Genomic DNA, 22,826 nt, shown 5'->3' on the forward strand with positions numbered 1-22,826 from the left:
GCCGAACGGATCCCACCATAGCGACGCCAAAGGGCTGACCTTGCCGGTCACTCGCCAGTCCGCTATGCCAGTGTCAGTTGCCCGCATGGAAGCGGAATGTGCATGTGGGGGGCGTGTCCCCCTCGGACACATTGTGAGTATGACCTGATCGCATCGCTGATCAGGTCATACTCCTTTTGCTTTTACTCTCGCCGTCCGGCCGCGCCGCCCACCCGACACCCCCCTGAGCGCGCCCTCCGGGCCTGCCGCCCCGGTCCCAAACCTGGTTCATCGCACAGCACCCGGTCCTCTCTTCCATTCGGGCATCCAGTCGCCACGCCCGCGCGGTCGCTGCTTCACTGTCTGCCGACGCCAGGGCTCGACCGGGCCTTCCGCGTCCTGAACAGGTGTTTCTGTGGGAGGTGTTGGCGTTGGTGCCCGGCGAGAGAGCTGTCCCGCTGTCGGTGCTCGATCTCGTTCCGCTCGCCTCGGGCTCGACTCCGGGCGAGGCGTTGCGGCGGACCGTCGACCTGGCGCGGCACGCCGAGCGGCTCGGGTACGCCCGGTACTGGGTGGCCGAGCACCACCTGACTCCGAGCGTCGTCGCAGCCGCGCCGGCGGTGCTCATGGCACTGATCGCGGGTGCGACCGAGCGGATCCGGGTCGGGTCGGGCGCGGTGCAGACCGGGCATCAACGTCCGGTGGTCATCGCGGAGCAGGTCGGGACCAACCTCTCCCCTCGCGGCTGCGAGAAACATGATGCGTTGACAGCGTGGCTAGGTTCGGATCATGAGCGAACGCGGGGCGGACGGCAGTGCAGGGGATGCGGACTACGGCAGGATAGGCGGCGGGTACGCCACCTACCGGCAGCCGGACGCGAGGATCGAGCAGGTGATCACCGCCGCCTTGGGCGGGGCACGCACGGTGGTCAACGTCGGGGCCGGGGCGGGGTCGTACGAGTCGGCCGCACTGGAGGTGACGGCGGTCGAGCCGTCGGCGGCGATGCGTGCCCAGCGGCCCGCGCACCTGTCGGCCGCCGTCGATGGCGTCGCCGAGCACCTGCCGTTCGGCGACGATTCGTTCGACGCGGCGATGACCACCTTCAGCGTGCACCAGTGGAGCGACTTCAAGGCAGGGCTGCACGAGATGCGCCGCGTGGCGCGGGGCCCCGCGGTCGTGCTGACCTGCGACCCCGATCTCGTGCGGAACTTCTGGCTGTACGCGTATGCGCCGGAGGTGTTGGACACCGAGGCGCGCCGCTATCCGGCGATCGCGGATCTGACCGAGGCCCTCGGTGGACATACGACGGTGACCCGGGTACCGAGGCCCTCGGTGGACATACGACGGTGACCCGGGTACCGATACCCGTCGACTGCACCGACGGCTTCAACGAGGCGTACTACGCGCGCCCCGAGATGCTGCTCGACCCCGGTGCCCGGCAGGCCTGTTCGGCCTGGAGCTTCGTCGACGAGCAGGTGCGCGACCGGTTCGCCGCGGATCTGCGGGGCGACCTGGACAGCGGAGCGTGGGACGCCCGGTTCGGCGCGCTGCGGCAACTACCTTTTTACGAAGGTTCGTTGGTGGCGGTGCGGTCCGTTTCGGCCTGATAGCAGCTCACGGCTCGTGGTGGGCCTGTGCGATCTGCTGCTGACAGTCCCGGCCCCCGGCTGAAGACGGTGGAAGACGTCTTCGCCCACGCCGACGCTGGGGGAATGAAGAGGCGCCGCCGGCAACCTTCCCACATGATGATCAGTCAGCTTGGCGACGAGGTCGGCGAGTTCATCCAGGCCCAGGACCCCACCGGGCGTCGGTCCTCGCGGCAGCCTCGGCCTCGAGCAGCTCCCCGAGCGTCGCTCGGCCACTCCGCCGACATGTTCGATCCTGCCAGCCGAGCGTACCAACCCGAGCAGGCGTGGCAGGTCTGTTGTCCAGGATTCGCAGCGGGATTGCGTGGACCTGGCAGACCGCCGTGGCAGTCGCCGGCCCATCGATCACCCGCCTGACGTGCCGGCAGGAGCGACCCGAAGAAGCCGCGGTCGGCCGACATCGGACTCGGGTGCGCCGACTCGACGGCGGCGTCGACCACCCGATTACCTTCCCCACTCAGCAATGTTCAACAAAGTGAACCGCTGGCCTGGCGCCGAACGTGAAGCTAGTACCATCTGTCTAAATTAGTCCACCTTGTCCGCCTTTCCCTCATGTACAGCGAGTCATGGCCATTCACTTTATGGGTTGACACCGCGTTCGAGTGACGGAAAAGATGGCATCCGTTGGCCGTCGAGGTCAGCGAGGGGGAGTAGCCGGATCGTAGGACTGCCAGCCCTCATGACGATCCATCTGGAAGTCGCTTCAGGGCTGTTCCCAGCCGGTCGGCCAAGGGCGCCGTCCCCGTGCCACCGCGTCCCACACCACCCATGGCGTTCTTCGCCATGCCCGTCAATTCGCAGCGCCGCCAATCGAGCGAGCACATCGCTGAGGGAACCCGAGGAGGTATCGCCATGCCCAATGCCCCATGCCGACCTGCCGTCATCGCGCTCGCCGTGGTCGCGGCTGCCGTCGCACTTGGGACGTTCGGGTGCGGCCACCCGTCAGGGCACCACAGCCCCGCAGTGGGGCCGCCAAGCGTCTCAGCCCTGCCAAACGTCTCAGCCCTGCCAACCGTCTCCGCTCAGCCGAAGTCGCCCGTGACACCTGAGGCTGCGGGCGGGCTCGGGGCCAGCGGCAGTGCTGCACCACGGCCACTCGCCACGGCGACCCAAGCACTGCCAGCAGCACCGGCAGCACCATCCCCGGCGATCTCCCGCGCGCCCCAGGCCCACCCCACCATGGCATCCGCCGTGCCGGCGGCTCCGGTCGCGACCAGGCCCTCGGCGACCGCCACAGCAGGACATCCGGATGGCATCGAGGCCCGCATCACCGACCTGCCGGCCACCTTGGGCATCGGAGCCGCCCCTGTCGAGTTCTCGATCGTGCTCACCGACGACGCCGGGAGCGCGGCACCCTCCGTGTCGCCGCTGTTCCAGCTGACCGGTAGCACGGGGAGCGCGGTCCCGGCCACCGTCGAGCGGCTCGACCCGGATGCCGGTCGCTGGGTGTCGGTGCCGGTCTCTGACGACGACTCAGCTCCGATCGGTGCCGCCGGAAAGACGCCGTACAGCATTCCGGCCGGCGGCTCGCTGACTGTCCACTACCGGATCTCGGTGCCGGCCGGATCGCAGCCGCAGGACATGCAGTCGTACTTCTTCGTCGTCGGCGCCGACGGCCGTCAGCTGGCGACCGCCTCCCAGCCCGTGCGGGTGGCCGCCGCCTGACCGGCCCCTACGAATCCTCATCTCACCGCAACCTTCACGATTCCCGTCAAGGAGCCCACGTGTCAAAGAAGATCAAGCGTTTCAGCGCGGTCGGCACCGCGACCGCACTGGCTGCGGCAGCGCTCGGCCTGCTCTCGGCCGGCGCGGCCCACGCCTCCGGGGTGAGCGGCATAGTGAACACGGCTTCGGGTCAGCTGGGCAGCGGCCCGTGTGGCAACGGCGGCGCCGGCTACTACGCGCCGGGCAGCGGTCAGGGCAGCTCGTGCAACGGTTCCGGCGGTGAGTCCCATGCCTGGTGTGCCGACTTCGCCGGGTGGGTCTGGGCCCAGAACGGTGTGCAGAACCTCGGTGTCCTCAACGACCTGGCCAACAGCTTCCGGGACTACGCCAACGACTACGACGGCGGTCTGTCCTCCACTCCGCAGGTCGGCGACGCGGTTTTCTTCCACCCGAACTCCTTCAGTGGCGCGGACTACGACCACGTCGCCATCGTCACCGCTGTGCACGCCGACGGCACGATCGACTGGATCGGCGGAAACCAGGGCGGCGGCATCGTGTCGCAGGACACGAACATGCCCGGCACGGTCGGTGCCTACGAGTGGACCAGTCACGGGTATGCCGTGGACCTCCAGGGGTACGCCAAGCCGGTCGGGGTCGGGGCGCAGTTGCCGGCGATCATGCGGGTGGACACGTTGGTGAGCGGCAAGGTGTATGACAACCAGCGGAATGCTGGCGGTAGTTGGGGTGGGGCGGCGCTGCTGGACGGTAACGGTCAGATCACCCAGATCGCCACCGCGGCGCTGACCGACGGAACCTTCCACGTCGATACCCTGGTCGCCGGCAAGGTCTACGACAACCAGCGCAACCCCGACGGCACCTGGAACGGCGCAGCCCTGCTCGACGGCAGCGGCCAGGTCACCCAGATCGCCGCGACCGGCCTGGCCGACGGCACCATGCACGTCCAAACCCTCGCCGCAGGCAAGGTCTACGACAACCAGCGCAACACCAACGGCACCTGGAACGGCGCAGCCCTGCTCGACGGCAACGGCCAGATCGCTGCCATCTCCGCCGCCGGCCTGACGGACGGAACCATGCACGTCCAAACCCTGGTCGCCGGCAAGGTCTACGACAACCAGCGCAACCCCGACGGCACCTGGAACGGCGCAGCCCTCCTGGACGGCAACGGCCAGATCGCTGCCATCTCCGCCGCCGGCCTGACGGACGGAACCATGCACGTCCAAACCCTGGTCACCGGCAAGGTCTACGACAACCAGCGCAACACCAACGGCACCTGGAACGGCGCAGCCCTCCTGGACGGCAACGGCCAAATCACCGCCATCTCCGCCGCCGGCCTGGCCGACGGCACCATGCACGTCCAAACCCTCGCCGCAGGCAAGGTCTACGACAACCAGCGCAACACCAACGGCACCTGGAACGGTGCGTCTCTCCTGGACGGCAACGGCCAAATCACCGCCATCTCCGCCGCCGGCTTCGGCGAATAAACCCCCCGACCAGTCGAATCCGGCCGCCGGCAGCGTGCCCCAGGCTCGGGCCGGCCGGGATCCCGGAGCCGGCGGGCGGCCCAGTCACCTCGGTCGCCCGCCGGCTCCGTTCGGCGATCGCTCAATTCCTCGAAGCACCTCATCCGACGGCTCTGCAGAAGGAGATCGAACCTTGTCGAATCGACCAAGGCTTGCTACATGGAAGGCAGTTCTGGCCTTCGGTGCAACTCTGGCGGCGACGACCTCCGTCACCGGAGTGGCCCATGCCGCAGCGGGCGGCGGGACCAAGACGGCGTCCTATCTCGGCTACCACTTCCGGGTCCCGGGGGACTGGCAGGTCGTCGACCTCGCGCACGCCCCGTCCCACTGCGTGCGCTTCGACCAGCACGCTGTCTATCTCGGCACTCCGAGCACGCTGCAGAACTGTCCGAGCCACCTTTCCGGCCGCACCGAGGCGCTGCTCGTCGGGCCCCGAGCCGATGCCGGTACCAGCACCGTGACCACGGACAACACTCCGGCCGGCGAGCTCGACGCCATCGCACCGCGTCTGACCGTCACCGCTACGTACGCGAGTGATCGCACGCTGGTCCAGGACATCCTGCAGCAGGCCGGACTGGCCCGGGCGACCACCGCCGCGAACCGCAGCCGAGCCGCTGCCGCTGCCGCTCCGGTGTCCCCCAACCTCTCGGCCTCGGTTGCCAGTTCCAGCACCGACTACACCGGCTACGGCTTCGACACCTGCGCGGCCCCCAGCTCGAGTGCCATGGGTGCGTGGCTGGGGTCGTCGCCATACCGCGCAGTGGGAATCTACATCGGCGGCGGCCGAGCCTGCGCCCAGCCCGCGCTGACGGCCGGTTGGGTTCAGCAGCAGGCGGCCGCGGGTTGGCATTTCATCCCGACTTACGTGGGCACCCAGGCCGGCGCCATCACCGACCCCACGGGCCAGGGAACCGCGTCGGCAGACGACGCGGTCAACCAGGCCGCCGCGCTCGGTTTCGGCCCCGGTTCGACGATCTACGACGACATGGAGCAGTACGGTTCCGGCTACCGCAGCGCGGTGCTGGGCTACCTGTCGGCCTGGACGGCCGAGCTGCACGCCCGCGGCTACCGCTCCGGTGTCTACTCCAGTTCCTCCGCCGGCATCGTGGACCTGGCCGACAACGACACCGGCTACACCATGCCGGACGCGATTTGGGACGCGGACTGGAACGGTGCCGCGGACACCAACGAGCCGGCCATCCCCTCCTCGCTCTGGTCCAACCACCAACGCATCCACCAGTACCAGGGCAACGTCACCCAGAGCTACGGCGGCGTCGCCATGAACATCGACACCGACTACTTGAACGTCGCGCTGGGATCCGGGGCGCAGTTGCCGGCGATCATGCGGGTGGACACGTTGGTGAGCGGCAAGGTGTATGACAACCAGCGGAACGCTGATGGTAGTTGGGGTGGGGCGGCGCTGCTGGACGGTAACGGTCAGATCACCCAGATCGCCACCGCGGCGCTGACCGACGGAACCTTCCACGTCGACACCCTGGTCGCCGGCAAGGTCTACGACAACCAGCGCAACCCCGACGGCACCTGGAACGGCGCAGCCCTGCTCGACGGCAGCGGCCAGGTCACCCAGATCGCCGCGACCGGCCTGGCCGACGGCACCATGCACGTCCAAACCCTCGCCGCAGGCAAGGTCTACGACAACCAACGCAACACCAACGGCACCTGGAACGGCGCAGCCCTGCTCGACGGCAACGGCCAAATCACCGCCATCTCCGCCGCCGGCCTGACGGACGGCACCATGCACGTCCAGACCCTGGTCGCCGGTCAGCTCTACGACAACCAGCGCAACACCAACGGCACCTGGAACGGCGCAGCCCTCCTGGACAGCAACGGCCAAATCACCGCCATCTCCTCCGCCGGCCTAGCCGACGGCACCATGCACGTCCAAACCCTGGTCACCGGCAAGGTCTACGACAACCAGCGCAACACCAACGGCACCTGGAACGGCGCAGCCCTCCTCGACGGCAACGGCCAGATCGCTGCCATCTCCTCCGCGGGCCTGACGGACGGAACCATGCACGTCCAGACCCTGGTCACCGGCAAGGTCTACGACAACCAACGCAACACCAACGGCACCTGGAACGGTGCAGCCCTGCTCGACGGCAACGGCCAAATCACCGCCATTTCCGCCGCCGCATTCGAGGGCTGACCCTCAAGGCCCGGTTCGCCGGGGCGAGTCACCGACGAGCCCTGGCGAACCGAGGATCCCGACCCACCGCTGTGGTCAGGAGACCCGCTCCGGAAGGGATGGGTCGTCGTCCGTGGTGACCCCGGCGGCCAGACACAGGGTGCGGACTGTGGAGGTGACGGCCGACCTCCGTGTCATGGCCGCGACCTGCCGGAACCAGTCGACCTCCGCGCCGAAGTCCGCTCTCCCCGCCACCGCGGTCTGCTCGGCGATTTGTGGCGGTGCACCGGTCAGCTCCGCCCGAACCGCGAAGCGCAGCAGGGCCGCCTCGACCGCAGCTTCCAGCTCCGCCCCGGCCAGCCCGGCTCCGGACAGCAGTTCCACCGCCGCCGCTCGACGCCGCGGCGGAAGGTGCCCGTCGAGAGCGAGGATGCAGTCGCGTACCTCGATGACGTAGCGGTAGACCACCAGCCGCGGGTCGCGCCGAAGCTCGGCGGGGAGCACCAGGACCACCTCGGGTGTCGCCGACCGCAGCAGCTCCCACAGTGGCCGGATCGCCCTGGCGTCACGCCGGGCCCGGTGGCGGAGGGCCTGCTCGGCGAGGCTCGGCCAGGACATTCCCCCCACGAACAGGAGCAGGGTGCAGGCCAGCAGCACCTGGCTGGTGGCCGCGACCGCCGAGGAGTTCAGGCCGCGCCAGCCGACCTCATTGGCGACCACGTAGACCAACCGATGTGCCGCGTAGAGGAGTCCGAAGCTGCAGGACGCGCCGAGGATCCTCATGGAAGTACGGAGCGGCCCCGACGACGCGTGCCTGCCGTAGCGCAGGACCATCCGGCCGGCGCCGACGACGGCCCCCGACACATAGGCGAGGAAGATCGCCCAGTACATGCCCGCAAGGGGCGAGTTCGCGTCAGCGGTCAAGAGGTCGGCGTTGTCATCGGGGCGCTTGAGTGCGAGAAATGTGATGGTGAGGCCGATCGCGGACCCGGCCAGGAGCGCCCAGCGTGCCCGGGCGAGCCGACCCGGCGCGCTGCCCGTGACTTCGCGGAGGAACTCGAAGAGGGCCGTCGCGGCACAGAGGGAGAGGATCGCCACGGGCAGATTGGCGAAGCTCGCGATCCCGACGAGGTCGTCGATCACCTTGCGGACAGCGGGCACGCCGATGGTGAACGAGACGGCCCACAGGGCCCACATGGCCCACAACGCACGACTGTGGCGTGACGCCGTGCGCAGCCCTCGGGCCCTCCAGAGAGTGATCAGCCAGACGAGTGGCACCACCACCATGTCGAACGGTCTCATCGCCTGATCACCCCTCCCTGCCGGTGAACGAACCCATGACCCGCGCGAGGGTGTCGGCAGCTTCAGGGGAAGCCGTCTCGCCGGCCACCGGAGTCGCGGTGAAGCGCTGCCATATAAGGGAGGCCAGCAACTCGGCTTCCTGCTCCTGACGGTCGGTGGCCTCCGAACGTCCCCGTGCCAGCAGCCGGGCGGCCATCGCCGGGTCGAGATCGGGAAAGAGCCGGCTGAGGGCCTCCGGTGCCGCGGCGGAGTTCTGCTGATGGTCCAACAGCATGTGGGCCAGCTCGTGCAGGATGATGTGCGTCTGGTGCAACGGACTGGTCACCGGCGTGTAGTAGACCTGGTCCGCGTTCGGAAACGCCAGCCACATGCCGCATATGGAGCTTCGCACGCCCGCGGCGCTCGGCAGTGGGATCAACCGCAGCGGCCGACCTCGCTGTTCGGCGACCGACGCGCACAGCGCTTCGATCTCCATGGGCCGTGGGACATCCAGAGTCTCCAGCAGTCCTTCACAACGTGCCTTCAACGCCTTCAGTTCACGGCGTTTCATCCTGAGGTGTGCTCCCCGATGCCGTCGGGGAGTCGGTTGTCTTCCCCAGCTGCTCCTCGAGTGCCCCGCCCTGTTCGACGAGCGAGCGCACGATGTCCAGGCCCTGTGTGGACATCGTGGCTACTGTAGCCGCACGCAGTGCTACCGAGCGCACGTCATTGGCCTGCATCGCGGCGATGAGTGCCAACTGGGCGGACACCCGGGCGGCGACGTCGTCATCGATGAAGTACCCGAGCGGCACACCGAAGAAGTCGCCGAGTGCGCGCAGCGAGGCCACCGTGGGATTGTTCGCCTTGCCGTTGACCAGCGCCCACAGGCGGCCCACCGAGAGCTTCGGCGCACCCGGACCGCCCTGCGACTTGATGCCGTTCACGACCTCCTGGAGCGTGAATCGACGTCCCAAGGGCTGCACGTAGGCAAACAGGTATTCGACGCGCTGGCCGAGCAACACCGCCTCGGGATCGGGAGCCTGTTCACTCTCCCTGTCCCCGGCGGTCGGTTCTTCTGCGCGGTCCCCCATCGGTCACCGCCTCCTTGCCCGTGAATTGGAGGCTACCCTACCGCTCCAAGCCGGAGGCCGACCCGCTCCGTTCGCCATCAGCCCGGACTTCGGGGCGCGCGCCGACGCCCTGGAAGTCGCCGACCAGGACGACTCCACTGCCACGGTTCCGGGCGGCCGTGTTGCCGGTCGCCACCGGAGTGATGAATCTCCCCGTGCAGGTACCAGCCATCGCTCGAAGGAGTGAGGTCAAGCCGGCTGCCGTCCGCTGAGGCCGTGTCCCTTTCGGACGCTTCGTCACGCACGCCGCAAGTGCGGGCCGGGACTCACCGGTCGCCATCCGCTTCGAGGGGCGTCCACTGTACGCCATCTGCGACGGACCGGTGGAACCCGCAGCAACAACCCGCAGCCCCACTTAGCACGAACCCACTCTCACTCGCCACAACTCGCCGAGAAAACCCCTCACTTGAGCGAATCTGACCCGGGTCGGCCATGCGAGAAGGAAAGAGCGGCCAACCTAGTGCGGGCGCCAGCACCGGCCCCACCAGGCGGGAAGGCCCACCCGAACCGTCCGAGCGGGGCGAGTCGGGGTGGCCGCCGGCTGCCTGTCCGTCCCCTACTCTTTCGATCGTGTGAGGATGCTGATGCTTCGTGCTGGATCGTCGCCCGGCAGCCGGCCCGCCGCTCCGGTGCTCGGGTGGCTGGTGCCCACGGTCGTGATGGCGGCCACCGCTGCGCTCGCCGCGTCGCTGGTCTCCGTCGGCGCCCGTGCGGGGGTCCTGTGGTGCGGGCTGGTGGGGACCGTGGCGGTGGCACTGGTGGCCGCCGAGGTCGTGCGGCGGGGGCGCCTGCTGGCGGGGCTGCGCGAGCAGTTGGCCGAGCAGGAGGCCGAGTTGCTCGATCGGCTGGCCCGGCAGGAGGCCGAGACGGTGCTGCTGGCGAAGGTCACGCTGCCCGAGGCGATCGGCCGGCTGCAGCACGGCGAGTTCCCCGAGGACGTGCTGCGGACGTACGAACACGAGCCCGAGCCCGAGGTCCACGTGGTGGACCAGCAGTTCGAGGCGGCGCGGCTGGCGGTGCTGCGGTCCGTGCTGGAGGCCGTCGACAACGAGGAGGCGATGCGCGAGTCCGCCCAGCGGGCCTTCGTCAACATCGCCCGCCGGGTGCAGGCGATCGTCCACCGGCAGGCGCTGGACCTGCGCGAGATGGAGGACCGGCACGGCAACGTCCCGGCCGTCTTCGACGACCTGCTGCGCCTGGACCACGGCAACGCGCTGATCGGTCGACTGGCCGACAGCATCGCCGTCCTCGGTGGCGCCCGGCCCGGGCGGCAGTGGGGTCGGGCGGTGGCGCTGTACAGCGTGCTGCGCGGCGGCATGTCGCGGATCCTGGACTACCAGCGGGTGGAACTGCACCCGGTGTCGCAGGTCGCCGTGGTCGGGCCCGCGGTCGAGCCGCTGATCCACGCGGTCGCCGAGCTGCTCGACAACGCCACCCGGTACTCCCCGCCGCACACCAGGGTCCATCTGACCGCCGTCGAGGTGCAGACCGGGATAGCGATCGAGATCGAGGACGGCGGGCTCAGTCTGAGCGAGGAGGGTCGGGCCCGCGCCGAGCGCATGCTCAGGGAGGCGCAGGCCGGCATCGACCTCAACGACCTCGGCGAGACGCCCCGGCTCGGCCTGGCGGTGGTCGGCCGGCTGGCGCAGGCGTACGGGTTCCAGGTCTCGCTGCGCCCGTCCGCCTACGGCGGGGTGCGCGCCGTGCTGATCGTGCCGCAGACCCTCATCACCACGGTGCCCGCGACCGGCCGGGCGCACGGCATCGGCGTGGCGTCCGGCCCCCGGCCGGCGACGAGCAGCCGTTCCCGGTTGACGGGCCGGCTGCGGTCGCCGCAGTCCTCGCAGCAGTCGATGACGGCCCGCACGACCGGCTCCGGGCCCTCCTTCGGGTCGTCCCTGGGCTCCGCGGCGAGGTCGGGTCCGATGGACGACGACTATCCGGTGGTGACCGAGCGCGCCGCGAACGGCCTGCCGCAGCGCCGCCGCCGTGGGGGCGCGTCCTCCTTCGCGAGCGGTTCCCCGGTGTCGCGCGCGCCCGAGGTACCGCGCGGTACCGAGGCGTCGCGCGGTACCGAGGCGCCCCGCGGCGCCGGAACGTCCCGCGGTACCGGGGCGTCCCGCTTCCCCCAGCCGGCCGTCGAGCCGGTCCAGCCAGGCATGTGGCTGGCCGCGTTCCACGAGGGGGTGAACGGCCAGGCGCCGTCCCCGAACGCGGCCGGCCACACCAGTGAAGAGACCTCTGACGAGACTTCAGGGAAGGGTGACCAGTGATTCAGCGCCGGACGAACATGGACTGGATGCTCAAGGAGCTGGCGGACACCGTCCCGCACATCCGGAACATCATCGTGCTCTCCGCCGACGGCCTGCGGATGGCCCAGCACGGCACCGACCCCGACACCGCCGACCGCCTCGCCGCCGCGTGCGCGGGGCTGCAGAGTTTGGCCACCGCCGTGGGGCACGAGTTCCCCGAGGGCGACGGCCGGATGCGGATGGTCGTGATCGAGGTGCGGGGCGGCTTCTTCTACCTGATGGCGGCCGGCTCCCGCGCCTACCTCGCGGTGCTGGCCGACGAGGGCGTCGACGCGGGGCTGGTGGGCCAGCGGATGCGGGACCTGGTCGCACGGATCGGCGACCACCTCAGCACGCCGCCGCGCAATGACGAGCAGGTCTTTGCGTGAGCGCGCGGTGGCGGCACCCCCGGGCGGTGGGGCCACCCCCCGCCCGCCCGCCGGGCCGGGGGCACCGGGGAAGCGGCGGGCACATGAACCGGCGGAGCGAGTACGGCGAGGCAGGCGCATGAGCGAACCCGACCAGGACCCGGACTGGGACGGCAGCGACCCCGAACGCATCTACGTGATCACGGGCGGCCGCAGCAGCGACGGCGATCAGACCACGTTCGACCTGATCACCCTGATCGTCTCGCGCTCGGAGCCGACGACCACGATGCAGCCCGAGCACGCGGCGATCCTGCGGCTCTGCGGCTCGCCGCTGTCCGTGGCCGAGATCTCCGCCTACCTGCGGCTGCCGGCGAGCGCGGTCACCGTGCTGCTGGCGGACCTCCTCGGCGAGGGCCGGATCGAGGCCCGCGCCTGTATCCCGAAGGCGATCCTTCCCGACCGTGACCTGTTGGAGGCGGTGATCCATGGACTTCAGCGACTCTGAGACCGTGGTCGGTCCGGCGAGCGCGGACCTGCTCCCGGACTCGACCGCCATGGCGGTCAAGGTGGTCGTCGTGGGCGGTTTTGGCGTCGGCAAGACGACGCTGGTCAGCTCGGTGAGCGAGATCCGCCCGCTGACCACCGAGGAGACGATGACGCAGGCCGGCGCGGACGTCGACAACCTCGCCGGGGTCGAGCGGAAGACCTCCACCACAGTCGCGATGGACTTCGGCCGGATCAGGATCAGCGAGGAGCTGGTGCTGTACGTCTTCGGGACCCCCGGGCAGGAGCGGTTCTGGTTCCTCTGGAACGGCCTCTTCGAGGGAGCGCTCGGGGCGGTGGTGCTGGTCGACACGCGCCGGCTGGAGGTCAGCTTCGACGTGATCGGACGGCTGGAGGACCGCGGCGTGCCCTTCGTCGTGGCGCTCAACGCCTTCCCCGAGTCCCCGGACTACCCGCTCGAGGACCTGCGGGCCGCGCTCGACCTGCCCGCGGACGTACCGATCATCGCGTGCGACGCCCGGCTCCGCGAGTCCTGCCGGGACGTCCTGCTGGCCCTGATGCACTACCTCTACAACCTCTCGGCGCAGCCGGTGGGATGACCGCGCCACCCGGGCCGCCGGTCTCCCCGACGGCGGCCATCCAGCTCCCCGACGACCGCCCGACGCTGATCCGGAGACACCTTGAGCACCTCGTTCCCTGACGACGACGCCTCCCCCACCCCGCCGCCCGGCTGCCCCGCGCACGGACTGGGTGCCGACGGACTCGGCGCCAACGGCCTGCGGCGCCTCTACGGCCCGGAGGCCGAGGCCGACCCGGCGGGCCTGTACGAGAAGCTCCGCGCCGAGCACGGCGAGGTGGCGCCCGTGCTGCTGCACGGTGACGTACCGGCCTGGCTGATCCTCGGTCACGCGGCGAACCTCGCGGCCATGCGCACGCCGTCCCGGTTCTCCCGGGACTCCCGCCGCTGGACGGCGTTCCAGAAGGGGGAGATCGCGCCCACCTCCCCGCTGATGCCGGTGATCGCCTGGCAGCCGCTGTGCGTGTTCGCCGACGGCGACACGCACAAGCGGCTGCGCGGCGCGGTGACCGACAGCCTGAACCGGTTCGACCGGCGCGGCGTGCGCCGCTACGTCACCCGCTTCACCGACCAGCTGATCCAGGAGTTCGGGCCCACCGGCCGGGCGGACCTGGTGGCGCAGTTCGCCGAGTGCCTGCCGATGCTGGTGATGACGCAGCTGGTCGGGATGCCGGAGGAGTACGGGCCAAAACTGGTCGACGCCGCCCGGGACCTGATGAAGGGCACCGAGACGGCCGTCGCGAGCAACGAGTACGTGGTGGCGACGCTGCGCCGGATGATGGAGCGCAAGCGGGTGGCTCCCGGCAACGACCTGGTGACCTGGCTGATGCAGCACGAGGCCGGGCTGACCGACGACGAGGTGCTGGAGCACCTGCGGGTGGTGCTGCTCGCCGCGCACGAGAACACGGTCAACCTGATCTCGGACACCCTGAAGATGGTCCTCACCGACAAGCGGTTCCGCGCCCACCTGTCCGGCGGCCAGATGACCCTGCCCGACGCGCTGGACCAGGTCCTCTGGGACTCCCCGCCGATGCTGCTGGTGGCGGGCCGGTGGGCCACCGGCGACACCGAACTCGGCGGCCAGCAGATCAAGGCCGGGGACATGCTGCTGCTCGGTCTCGCGGCCGGCAACGTCGATCCGGCGGTCCGTCCCGACCTGTCGGAACCGCTCTTCGGCAACCGCTCCCACCTGACCTTCGGCAGCGGTCCGCACGAGTGCCCCGGCCAGGACATCGGCCGGGCCATCGCCGAGACCGGCATCGACATCCTGCTGACCCGGCTGCCGGACCTCGAACCCGCCGTACCCGAGGACGAGTTCACCTGGACCTCGGCCTGGATCTCCAAGCACCTGGTCGAGCTGCCGGTCCGCTTCGCCCCCCGGACGCCCGAGGAACTGGCGGCGGTGGCCGTACCGACCACGCCGCAGACCACGCCGCCGAGCATGCCCAGCACCCCGCCGCCGTCCGCGACCCCGACGGCGACAGTGTCCGCCCCGGCGCCGTCCGCACCGACTCCGGCGACGGCCACGGCGCCGGAGTCGCCGGTCCCGCAGGCCACCGTCCCGCGGCAGCGCCGCGGCTGGTGGAGCTTGCTGACCGGCAGGTTCCGGCGCTGACCCCACCGCTCGGGGTCGGTCAGCGGCTCGCGTTGGCGTTGAGCAGGTCGGTCACCAACGCGAGCGGCGGCCAGTCGAGGCGGCCGTGCCGGGCCACCGCGTAGGCGCGCAGTTCGACGTCGGGGCCGGCCAGCGGCACCAGTCGCACGTCGGGCAGGGTCGGGAAGGCGGTCGGCAGCAGCGCCACGCCCAGGCCCACCGCGATCATCTCCTGCACCAGGTCGAGGCTGTCGGCCTGGTGGGTGACCCGGGGCCGGAACCCCGCCATCGAGGCGAGCGTGCGGATCACCTCCTCGTCGGCCGTGTTGCGGGAGTTGACGATCCAGTCGTGCGTCCGGAACCGGGCGAAGACGTCCAAGGTGGTCCCGTCACCGGGCTCGGCGCCGGCCGGCACGCCGAGCCCCCAGCTGGTGGTCCACAGCGGGGTCGCGCTGACCGTGGGGTCGGCGGCGGCCGGGGCCAGGTTGTAGTCGTAGGTGAGCGCGAGGTCCACCTCGTCGGCGGCCAGCAGCTCCAGGGACTCGGCGGGCTCGTGTTCGCGGATGAGGACGTGCACCCGCGGGCTGGTCCGGGCGAGCTCGACCACGATGGGCAGCAGGTACCCGCGGATGGCGGTGGCGAAGCCGGCGACCCGCAGGGTGCCGTTGGGCTCGGCGCCCGGGCCGAGGTCGCGGTGCGCCGTCTCGACCGCGGCGAGGATGGTCACCGCGTGCTCGGCGAGCCGCCGGCCCGCCGGTGTCAGCCGGACCAGCCGCCCGGCGGGCTCGATCAGCGCGGTGTCCATCTCGCGGGCGAGGGTGGCGATCTGCTGCGAGACCGTCGAGGTGGTGATGCCGAGCACATCCGCGACCGCGCGCATCGAGCCCAGCCGGGACAACTCCGCGAGGATCTGCAGCCGTCGTGTCTCCATCCGGCCATTGTTCAGCTTCTCCGAACGGATTGTCCATGATCGGCACGTGGACGGCAACGGTGCGCGCGTCATGTACTGGGGTCCATGAGCCCACTGGAAGCCGTCGACCGTCCCCTCGCCCGCCGCCCGCGCCTGCGCTCCGCCCAGGGCGGCGCCCTGATGGCCATGGCGGCGATGTCCTCGGTCCAGCTCGGACTGGCCCTGTCGGTGCCGCTCTTCGCCCAGCTCGGTGCCGTGGGCACGGCCGGCCTGCGACTCGCCTGGGCCGGTCTGCTCGTCCTGGTCCTGATCCGGCCGCGCCCGCGTGACTTCGCCGGCCGGGACCTGCTGGCCTGCGCACTGCTGGGCCTGGTGACCGCCGGCATGGTGCTGCTCTTCATGCTCTCCACCGCCCGCATACCGCTGGGCACCGCGAGCGCGCTGGAGTTCCTCGGCCCGCTGGCGGTCTCGCTGCTCCGCCCCGGCGGCGGGCGCAAGCACTGGGCGGCGGCCGCCGCCGTCGGCGTCCTGCTGCTCACCGAGCCCTGGCAGGGCGGGATCGACCCGGCCGGCCTCGGCTTCGCGCTGGGCGCGGCAGCCTGCTGGGCCGGGTACATCCTGCTGACCCAGCACGTCGGCGACCGGGTCACCGGGCTGAACGGACTGGCCGTCTCGCTCCCGGTGGCCGGCGCCGTCGCCCTGCTGGTCGCCACACCGTCCGAACTCGCCCACGCGACCTGGCCGCTGGTCCTCGTCATGCTGGGGCTGGCCGCGCTGAGCACCGTGCTGCCGTTCACGCTCGAGTTCCTCGCGCTGCGCCGCCTCACCGCAGGCGCGTTCGGCACGCTGATGAGCCTGGAGCCGGCGATCGCGCTGGTGATGGGCGTCCTGGTGCTCGGTCAGGTCCCCGGCCCGGCGTCGGCGGCCGGCGTCGTCCTGGTGGTGGTCGCCGGCGCCGGCGCCACCCGCACCGGCGGACGGGAGCCGGAGGTGGCGGCGGCGCCGGCGAACCCGGACGCCGCCGCCGAGCGCGACGTCCGGGAGCCGGCGCTCTGCGCCTGAGCCCGCGGGCCGCTTAGGGCTGCGGCGTGTGCACCCAGGCGAGGTGGTCGTGCAGGGCGTCCTCGGTGAGGGGGCGGAGCAGGGCGTTGCGGGCGGCCGCGGCCGGGCCGGACGGGTGGTAGAGGTCGGTGCCGATCCAGCGGGCGAGGCGTTGGATGCGGGCGGTGCGGGTGCGGCGGGCGGCGTCGTAGTCGGCGAGGCGGGCGGGGAGGTTCTCGGGGGTGGCGGGAGCCAGCAGCGCGCCGAGCGCGACGGCGTCCTCCAGCGCCTGGCAGGCGCCCTGGGCGGCGTACTGGAGCATGGGGTGGGCGGCGTCGCCGAGCAGCGTGACGCGGCCCCGGCTCCACTCGTCGACCGGGTCGCGGTCGCACAGCACCCAGCGGCGCCACTGCTCGCCGAGTTCGAGCAGGGCGCGCGGGGTGGCGGCGAGCCGGGGGAAGCGGTCGAGCACGGTGGCGCGGGCGGTGGGCTGTCCGGAGACGGCTTCGGTGGCGCCGTCGTCGACGATGGCGGCGAGGTTGAAGCTGGCGCCGCCGGCCACCACGTAGTGCACGACGTGGTAGCCCGGCCCGGCCCAGAGGGTGACGGCCTCGGAGCGCAGTTGCGGGGGCACCTCGGCGATCGGCACCAGGGTCCGGTAGATGGTGTGACCGGTGGGCCGGGGCGGGCCGTCGCCGAGCAGTTGGGCGCGGACGGCGGAGCGGATGCCGTCGGCGCCGACCAGCAGGTCCCCGTGGTGGGTGCGGCCGTCGGCGGTGGTGACGGTGACCCGGGCCGGGCCCTGGGCGTGCTCGGCGACTTCGGCGCCGGCCAGCAGCCGGATCCGGTCGGCGGCGCGGCAGGCCTCGACCAGCGGGGTGAGCAGGTCGCTGCGGTGGACCACGGCGTACGGGTTGCCGAACCGGCGGCGGTAGCGGTCGCCGACCGGGACGGCGGTGAGCCGCTCGCCGGTGACGGCGTCCATCAGGCGCAACTCCTCGACCAGGACCGCGCGTTCGCGCACCGCGCGGCCGACGCCGAGCCGGTCGAGGGCGGCGAAGCCGTTGGGGGCGAGCTGGATGCCGGCCCCGATCTCGGTGAAGGCGTCCTGCCGTTCCAGGACGGTGACCTGGTGGCCGGCCGAGGCGAGGGCCAGGGCGGTGGCGAGGCCGCCGATGCCGCCGCCGGCGACGAGGGCGTGGATCATGGCGCACCTCCGGTGCGTCTGGTGGGCGCCAGGGCGCCGCTGAGCAGGGTGGCGAGGATGCGCGGCCCGTCCTCGGTGAGCACGGACTCGGCGTGGAACTGGACGGAGGCGAAGTGCGGCCCGCGCAGGGCGTGGACCTCGCCGTCGTGCGGGTCGCGGCTGATCGCGATCGGCCCGGCCACGGGGTGCTGCAGCGTGTCGCGGTCGGCGCGGGCGGCGTGGGTGTTGTAGAAGCCGACGTGTTCGCGGCGGCCGAACAGTTCGATGCTGCGGCGCACGCCCTGGTTGGGGTGGGTGCGGCGGGCCAGCGGCAGCCCGAGGTGGGCGGCGAGGACCTGGTGGCTGAGGCAGACCGCGAAGAACGGGCGGCGGGTGTCGAGCAGGGTGCGCAGCAGGGCCGTCAGGTGGGTGACGGCGGGGTGGTCGGGGTCGCGCGGGTCGCCGGGGCCGGGGCCGAGGAGGACCAGGTCGTACCCGGCCGGGTCCGGGATCCGGTCGTGCCGGCTGACGGTGGCGTGCAGGCCGAGGGCGCTGATCTGCTGGGCGAGCATCGCGGTGAAGGTGTCCTCGGCGTCGACCAGGAGGGCGCGGCGACCGGCCAGCGCCGGGTGGGGCCGGGTGCGGTGGGACGGTTCGGCGACCCAGAAGTCGGCGGTGCGGGCCTGGTGGACGCCGAGCGCGGCCTGGACCTCGGGGTGGGTGGCGAACCGTTCGGGGGTGCGGTCGGTGAGCGCGGCCAGCAGGGCGGCGGCCTTGACCCGGGTCTCGCGGGCCTCGGCCTCGGGCCGGCTGTGCCGGACCAGGGTGGCACCGACGCCGATGCCGAGGCGGCCGTCCGGGGTGAGGTCGGCGGTGCGGATCAGGATGGTGGAGTCGAGGGTGCGCCGCCCGTTCGGGTCGCGTCCGACCAGGGCGGCGATGCCGCTGTAGTAGCCGCGCCCGGTGGGTTCGTGGCGGGCGATGACGGCGGCGGCGTTCTCCAGCGGCGAGCCGGTGACGGTGGGGGCGAACATGGTCTCCCGGAGGATGTGCCGCACGTCGTGCTCGGTGTGGCCCTCGATCAGGTACTCGGTGTGGGCGAGCCGGGTCATCTCCTTGAGCCGGGGGCCGATCAGCCGGGGGCCGGTCGGGCAGATCCGGGCCATCATCTTGAGCTCCTCGTCGACGACCATGGACAGTTCGTCGGCTTCCTTGCGGTCGTCGAGGAAGGCGAGGACGCCCTCCAGGGTCGGGCCGCCGGGCGGGTAGCAGTAGGTGCCGCTGATCGGGTTCATGACGGCGGTGGAGTCGCGCAGGCCGAGGTGGCGTTCGGGGCTGGCGCCGACCAGGACGCGGTCGCCGGTGTGCACCAGGAAGGTCCAGTGGGTGCCGCGCTCGCGTTCCAGCAGGCGGCGGTAGCAGGACAGGACGGCGGTGGTGGAGAAGTCGGGCAGCCGGGCGGTGAAGGTCCGCCGGAGCACGAAGTTGGCGCCCTGGCCGGTGCCGATCTCCTCGGCGACGACGCGGCGCACGGCGTCCGCGTAGGCCTGGTCGGAGAGGTCGAAGCCGGCCTGGTCGAGCCTGACCGGTTCGTCGGGCAGCCGGGCGAGGACGTCCGCGAGCGGCAGGGTCTGCTGGGCGCTGACGGTCATCGCGACCAACGGGTGGCCGTCGTCGTGGGCGGTGTAGCCGCGTTCGGCGAGCTGGCGGTAGGGCACCAGGACCAGCAGCTCGTGGCCGCCGGTGGCGGGGCTCCCGGGCGCGGGGTCCTCGGTCAGCGGCAGCTCGGCCAGGGTGGCGCAGGGCGCGGGGTCGGCGAGCAGCACCTCGACGGTGCCGGGGTCGGTGTGCGGGCGGTGCAGCAGTGCGAACGCCCCGGCGGTGCCGTGCAGCACGCGGTCGAGCAGGTCCGGCCCCGCTGCTCCCCCGCGCGGCGGACCGGACGGCGCGCTCGGTCCGGCCGCCCCGGTCAGCACGGCTGCCCCGCCGTTGCGGCGCCCAGCGCGGCGCAGACCGCCGCGGTGCTGGTGACGGCGGCGCAGCGCCGGGCCGCGTAGGCCAGGGCGCCGCGGTGCTCCTCGGCGTCGAGGTCGGCCACCGCATCGCCGACCAGGAAGGCCTGGATGTCCTGGCCGAACGCGTCCAGCGCGGTGGTGAGCACGCCGATCCTGGCGTACACCCCGCACAGCAGCAGTTGGTCGCGCCCGGCCTCGCGCAGCCGGGCGAGCAGGTCGGTGCGGACGAAGGCGCTGTACCGCCACTTGGTGAACTGCCAGTCGTGGGCGGCCGGTTCGAGTGGGGCGACGATGCGGCGGTGGTCCGGGGTGAGGGTCATGCCGGGGCCCCAGAAGTCGGCGAGCAGCCCGCGTTCCCCCGGGGTCATGCCGCCGGGCTGGGCGGTGTAGGCGACGGGGACGCCGTGGGCGGCGCACTGGCTGCGCAGCCGGGCGATGTTGCGGATCAGCGGCTCCCGGGGCGAGCTGCCGACGGGGAAGGGGCGCAGGAAGTACTCCTGCATGTCGTGGACGAGCAGGACGGCGCGGTGCGGGTCGGCGCGCCAGTCGACGACCGGCGCGGGGAGCTCGTCCGGTTGGGGCATCGGGTAGGGCTCGACCGGTGGGAGACCGGACATCGGTGGCACGGTCCTTTCGGGGGCTGGCGGGGCGTCAGGCGGGTGCGCCGAGGGTGGCGCCGCCGTCGACGGTGAGGGTCTCCAAGGTGATGTGACCGGCCTGCTCGGAGAGCAGGAAGCGGACGGCCTGCGCGACGTCGAGGGGGGTGGCGACCTTGCCCAGCGGGATCGCGGTGCGGTACGCGTCGGGGTTGCCGGCGACGGCGGCGCGGGTGGCGGTGCCGGGCGGGTGCATGCCGTGCAGCATCGGGGTGTCGGTGGAGCCGGGCGCGACCACGTTGCAGCGGATGCCGTACCGGGCGACCTCCAGGCCGAGGCACCGGGTGAAGGCGGCCGCCGCGGCCTTGGAGGCGGCGTAGGCGGCCATCTCGGTGCGGGCGGTGGCGGCGGCGTTGGAGGCGACGGTGACCAGGGCGCCGCGCCGGCGCGGGACCATCCGGTTGACGACGGCGCGGGAGAGCAGGAAGACGCCGGTGGTGTTGACGGCGAGGGTGGTCTGCCAGTCCTCCTCGCTCAGCCGCCGCGCCTCGGCGAGCCGCAGCACGCCCGCCGCGTTGACCAGGCGGTCGATCGGGCCGATCCGCTGCTCGACGGCCTCCACCAGCGCCTCCACGGCCGGGCCGGCGGTGACGTCCGCCGGGCGGGCGAGCACCGGCAGGCCGTCCGCGGCGAGCCGGTCGACGACGGCGGTCAGCCGTGCCTCGTCCCGGTCGACGGCGACGACGGTGCTGCCCTGCTCGGCCAGCACCCGGGCGACGGCGGCACCGATGCCGCCGGCGGCACCGCTGACCAGGGCGATGCCGCCGCTCCCGGGGCTCATGCCCGCCGCCTGCGGGTCCGGGCGGCCACGGCGAGCGGCGCCAGCGCCGTGCGGACGAGGCGGGCGGTGGCCGGGCTGACGGTGGGGATGGCGTCGATCCGGACCGGCGGCAGCTGCGGGCGCAGCGCGCGGCGGACGGACTCGGCGGCGCGCAGGCCGGAACTGACCGCGCCCTCCATGCCGGTCATGCCGGGCGGCGCGGCGCAGTAGTCGCCGGCCAGGTGGAGGTTGGTCAGCGCGGTGCCGTTCTGCGGGCGGAGCCGGTCGGTGCCGGGGCCCGGGGTGAAGTACGGCGCCGTCAGGTGGGGTTGGTAGCAGACGTGCTCGATGTCCGCCGGCTCGAACCCGGGCAGGTAGCTGCGCAGTTCGTCCACCAGGACGGCGACCGCCTCGGCTTCGGGCAGGTGGGCGAGGCGTTCCACCCGGCCCACCACGCAGTTGAGGACGGTGGTGCGGTGGCCGGCCCAGTTCTGGCCGACGTCGAGCAGGGTGATCGCGTGCGGCGAGCCGACCAGCCGGATGTGCTCGGCGGGCAGCTGCGGCAGGCGCCGGTGCAGGTGCAGGTGCAGGGCGCCGAGCGGGCGGGAGTTCAACTCCCGGACGCCGTGCGCGGGCAGCAGCGCGCCGGTGAGGTCGGGGCCGAGCTCGGTCACCCGGCCGTGCGGGACGGCGAGGACCAGGTGACCGGTGACCGCTTCGGTGGTGGTGTGGTCGGGGGTGCGCACGGTGATGCTGCGCAGGCGGCGGCCGCCGATGGTGGCGGCGGTGAGCTGGTGCCCGGTGTGCACCTTGACGCCGGCGGCGGCCAGGCGCTGCTGGAAGGGGTCGATCAGCCAGTGCTGGAGGTCGCCGCGGGGCATCCGGATCCGGCCGGGGCGGCGCAGGAAGGCGGCGATGCTGCCGCGGAACTCGGCGGCCGAGGCGGCGCGGCTCTCGGCGGCGGTGGAGGCGATGAAGAAGTGCTCGATGTCCGCGACGGTCTCCTCGGTGAGGTAGCGCCGGCTGCGCAGGAAGTCCTGCAGGGACTCGTCGCGGGTGGTGTAGTCCTGGGCGAGCAGGTCGATCACGCCGTAGAGGAAGAGCAGCCCGTCGGCGACCGTGGTGGCCCGGCTGCCGCCGTGGGTGCCCGGGCGGGCCGGGCGGATCTGGTGGAACTTGCCGGTGGGGCGCAGGCTGCCGGTGAGGCCGAGCTCGTCGATCACCCGCAGGGTGTTGCGGTAGAAGGTCGGGAAGATGTGGACGCCGTGGTCCTCGGTGCGGCCGTCGATCCGGCGGGCGCCGGCCTTGCCGCCGAGCTCGGGGGCGGCTTCCAGCAGCCGGACGGGCAGGCCGAGGCCGCTGAGCGCCCAGGCGGCGGTCATGCCGGCGAGGCCGCCGCCGATCACGGTCACCTCGTCGGTCGGCGGGGCGTCGGGGGCGTCGGTCGTGCCCGGCGCGTCGGTGGTGCCCGGCGTCTCGGTCGCGCCCGGCGTCTCGGTCGACTCGGGCTCGGGTACGTCGTGGTGGTCGTTCACG

20 protein-coding genes and 2 pseudogenes are annotated in these 22,826 nt (G+C 72.1%); 12 read left to right on the plus strand and 10 right to left on the minus strand.

All coding sequences use genetic code 11. The annotated features are described in order from the left end of the window. Window positions 1-443 precede the first annotated feature (443 nt). The 3 genes and pseudogenes from ACQRUO_RS01000 to ACQRUO_RS01010 all read left to right on the plus strand — a co-directional run. A pseudogene (locus tag ACQRUO_RS01000) lies at window positions 444-695 on the plus strand (LLM class flavin-dependent oxidoreductase); the annotation flags it as partial. 73 nt (window positions 696-768) lie between these two features. Further along, the gene (locus ACQRUO_RS01005) at window positions 769-1,329 is read left to right on the plus strand and encodes a class I SAM-dependent methyltransferase (protein ID WP_428313705.1); all 561 of its coding nucleotides are present in this window, start codon (window positions 769-771) and stop codon (window positions 1,327-1,329) included. Next, the gene (locus ACQRUO_RS01010; protein ID WP_428313753.1) at window positions 1,326-1,586 is read left to right on the plus strand and encodes a hypothetical protein; all 261 of its coding nucleotides are present in this window, start codon (window positions 1,326-1,328) and stop codon (window positions 1,584-1,586) included. The genes ACQRUO_RS01005 and ACQRUO_RS01010 overlap by 4 nt, the downstream gene beginning before the upstream one ends. 383 nt (window positions 1,587-1,969) lie before the next feature. Here the strand turns inward: ACQRUO_RS01010 and ACQRUO_RS01015 are convergent. Next, window positions 1,970-2,053: pseudogene (locus ACQRUO_RS01015) on the minus strand (uracil-DNA glycosylase); the annotation flags it as partial. A gap of 751 nt (window positions 2,054-2,804) precedes the next feature. Between ACQRUO_RS01015 and ACQRUO_RS01020 the strand changes: the two are divergent. The 3 genes from ACQRUO_RS01020 (at window position 2,805) to ACQRUO_RS01030 (ending at window position 6,998) form a co-directional block, all read left to right on the plus strand. Then, complete coding sequence (locus tag ACQRUO_RS01020) at window positions 2,805-3,290, plus strand: hypothetical protein (protein WP_428313706.1); 486 nt, start codon at window positions 2,805-2,807, stop codon at window positions 3,288-3,290. A gap of 59 nt (window positions 3,291-3,349) precedes the next feature. After that, window positions 3,350-4,792, plus strand: coding sequence for a CHAP domain-containing protein (locus ACQRUO_RS01025; RefSeq protein WP_428313707.1), 1,443 nt, complete (start codon window positions 3,350-3,352; stop codon window positions 4,790-4,792). 256 nt (window positions 4,793-5,048) lie between these two features. Beyond that, window positions 5,049-6,998 carry a glycoside hydrolase domain-containing protein gene (locus ACQRUO_RS01030; protein ID WP_428313708.1) on the plus strand — a complete coding sequence of 650 codons (1,950 nt, stop codon included), beginning with the start codon at window positions 5,049-5,051 and terminating at the stop codon, window positions 6,996-6,998. A 75-nt stretch (window positions 6,999-7,073) separates the two neighbouring features. Here ACQRUO_RS01030 and ACQRUO_RS01035 read toward each other — a convergent pair whose 3' ends face one another. The 3 genes from ACQRUO_RS01035 to ACQRUO_RS01045 form a co-directional block, all read right to left on the minus strand. Then, complete coding sequence (locus tag ACQRUO_RS01035) at window positions 7,074-8,279, minus strand: MAB_1171c family putative transporter (RefSeq protein WP_428313709.1); 1,206 nt, start codon at window positions 8,277-8,279, stop codon at window positions 7,074-7,076. Between the two features lie 7 nt (window positions 8,280-8,286). Continuing rightward, window positions 8,287-8,754, minus strand: a complete 468-nt coding sequence (locus tag ACQRUO_RS01040) for a hypothetical protein (protein WP_428313710.1) — start codon at window positions 8,752-8,754, stop codon at window positions 8,287-8,289. Window positions 8,755-8,815: 61 nt separating this feature from the next. Then, window positions 8,816-9,349 (minus strand): hypothetical protein, encoded by a 534-nt coding sequence (locus ACQRUO_RS01045; RefSeq protein ID WP_428313711.1) that lies wholly within the window; start codon window positions 9,347-9,349, stop codon window positions 8,816-8,818. A gap of 623 nt (window positions 9,350-9,972) precedes the next feature. Here ACQRUO_RS01045 and ACQRUO_RS01050 point away from each other — a divergent pair. The 5 genes from ACQRUO_RS01050 to ACQRUO_RS01070 all read left to right on the plus strand — a co-directional run bounded on the left by ACQRUO_RS01050 (window position 9,973) and on the right by ACQRUO_RS01070 (window position 14,743). Next, the gene (locus tag ACQRUO_RS01050) at window positions 9,973-11,661 is read left to right on the plus strand and encodes an ATP-binding protein (protein WP_428313749.1); all 1,689 of its coding nucleotides are present in this window, start codon (window positions 9,973-9,975) and stop codon (window positions 11,659-11,661) included. 17 nt (window positions 11,662-11,678) lie between these two features. Continuing rightward, window positions 11,679-12,068 (plus strand): roadblock/LC7 domain-containing protein, encoded by a 390-nt coding sequence (locus ACQRUO_RS01055; protein WP_428313750.1) that lies wholly within the window; start codon window positions 11,679-11,681, stop codon window positions 12,066-12,068. A 118-nt stretch (window positions 12,069-12,186) separates the two neighbouring features. After that, on the plus strand, window positions 12,187-12,552 hold the full coding sequence (locus ACQRUO_RS01060; protein WP_428313712.1) for a DUF742 domain-containing protein: 366 nt from the start codon (window positions 12,187-12,189) through the stop codon (window positions 12,550-12,552). Beyond that, window positions 12,533-13,150 carry a GTP-binding protein gene (locus ACQRUO_RS01065; RefSeq protein WP_428313713.1) on the plus strand — a complete coding sequence of 206 codons (618 nt, stop codon included), beginning with the start codon at window positions 12,533-12,535 and terminating at the stop codon, window positions 13,148-13,150. Before ACQRUO_RS01060 ends, ACQRUO_RS01065 begins: the two co-directional genes overlap by 20 nt. An 81-nt stretch (window positions 13,151-13,231) precedes the next feature. Continuing rightward, window positions 13,232-14,743: a cytochrome P450 gene (locus ACQRUO_RS01070; protein WP_428313714.1), complete on the plus strand. Its 1,512-nt coding sequence runs from the start codon at window positions 13,232-13,234 to the stop codon at window positions 14,741-14,743. A 19-nt stretch (window positions 14,744-14,762) separates the two neighbouring features. Here the strand turns inward: ACQRUO_RS01070 and ACQRUO_RS01075 are convergent, their stop codons facing one another. Then, the gene (locus tag ACQRUO_RS01075; protein ID WP_428313715.1) at window positions 14,763-15,653 is read right to left on the minus strand and encodes a LysR family transcriptional regulator; all 891 of its coding nucleotides are present in this window, start codon (window positions 15,651-15,653) and stop codon (window positions 14,763-14,765) included. 84 nt (window positions 15,654-15,737) lie between these two features. On the opposite strand from ACQRUO_RS01075, the gene ACQRUO_RS01080 reads away from it, so the two are divergent. Continuing rightward, window positions 15,738-16,694 (plus strand): EamA family transporter, encoded by a 957-nt coding sequence (locus ACQRUO_RS01080; RefSeq protein ID WP_428313716.1) that lies wholly within the window; start codon window positions 15,738-15,740, stop codon window positions 16,692-16,694. 13 nt (window positions 16,695-16,707) lie between these two features. Here the strand turns inward: ACQRUO_RS01080 and ACQRUO_RS01085 are convergent, their stop codons facing one another. From ACQRUO_RS01085 to ACQRUO_RS01105, 5 genes are all read right to left on the minus strand, one after another. After that, window positions 16,708-17,880: an FAD-dependent monooxygenase gene (locus ACQRUO_RS01085; protein ID WP_428313717.1), complete on the minus strand. Its 1,173-nt coding sequence runs from the start codon at window positions 17,878-17,880 to the stop codon at window positions 16,708-16,710. Next, entirely contained in the window at window positions 17,877-19,754 is a 1,878-nt protein-coding gene (locus ACQRUO_RS01090; RefSeq protein ID WP_428313718.1) for an anthranilate synthase family protein, read from the minus strand. Before ACQRUO_RS01090 ends, ACQRUO_RS01085 begins: the two co-directional genes overlap by 4 nt. 74 nt (window positions 19,755-19,828) lie before the next feature. Continuing rightward, window positions 19,829-20,491 carry an isochorismatase family protein gene (locus ACQRUO_RS01095; RefSeq protein WP_428313719.1) on the minus strand — a complete coding sequence of 221 codons (663 nt, stop codon included), beginning with the start codon at window positions 20,489-20,491 and terminating at the stop codon, window positions 19,829-19,831. 34 nt (window positions 20,492-20,525) lie between these two features. Then, a complete protein-coding gene (locus tag ACQRUO_RS01100) occupies window positions 20,526-21,311 on the minus strand; it encodes a 2,3-dihydro-2,3-dihydroxybenzoate dehydrogenase (RefSeq protein ID WP_428313720.1) in 786 nt (261 codons plus the stop codon). Further along, window positions 21,308-22,825 (minus strand): FAD-dependent oxidoreductase, encoded by a 1,518-nt coding sequence (locus ACQRUO_RS01105; RefSeq protein WP_428313721.1) that lies wholly within the window; start codon window positions 22,823-22,825, stop codon window positions 21,308-21,310. Before ACQRUO_RS01105 ends, ACQRUO_RS01100 begins: the two co-directional genes overlap by 4 nt. Window position 22,826: the final 1 nt, after the last annotated feature.

Origin of the sequence: Kitasatospora sp. LaBMicrA B282, assembly GCF_050325825.1 — a bacterium.
Taxonomy (GTDB): Bacteria; Actinomycetota; Actinomycetes; order Streptomycetales; family Streptomycetaceae; genus Kitasatospora.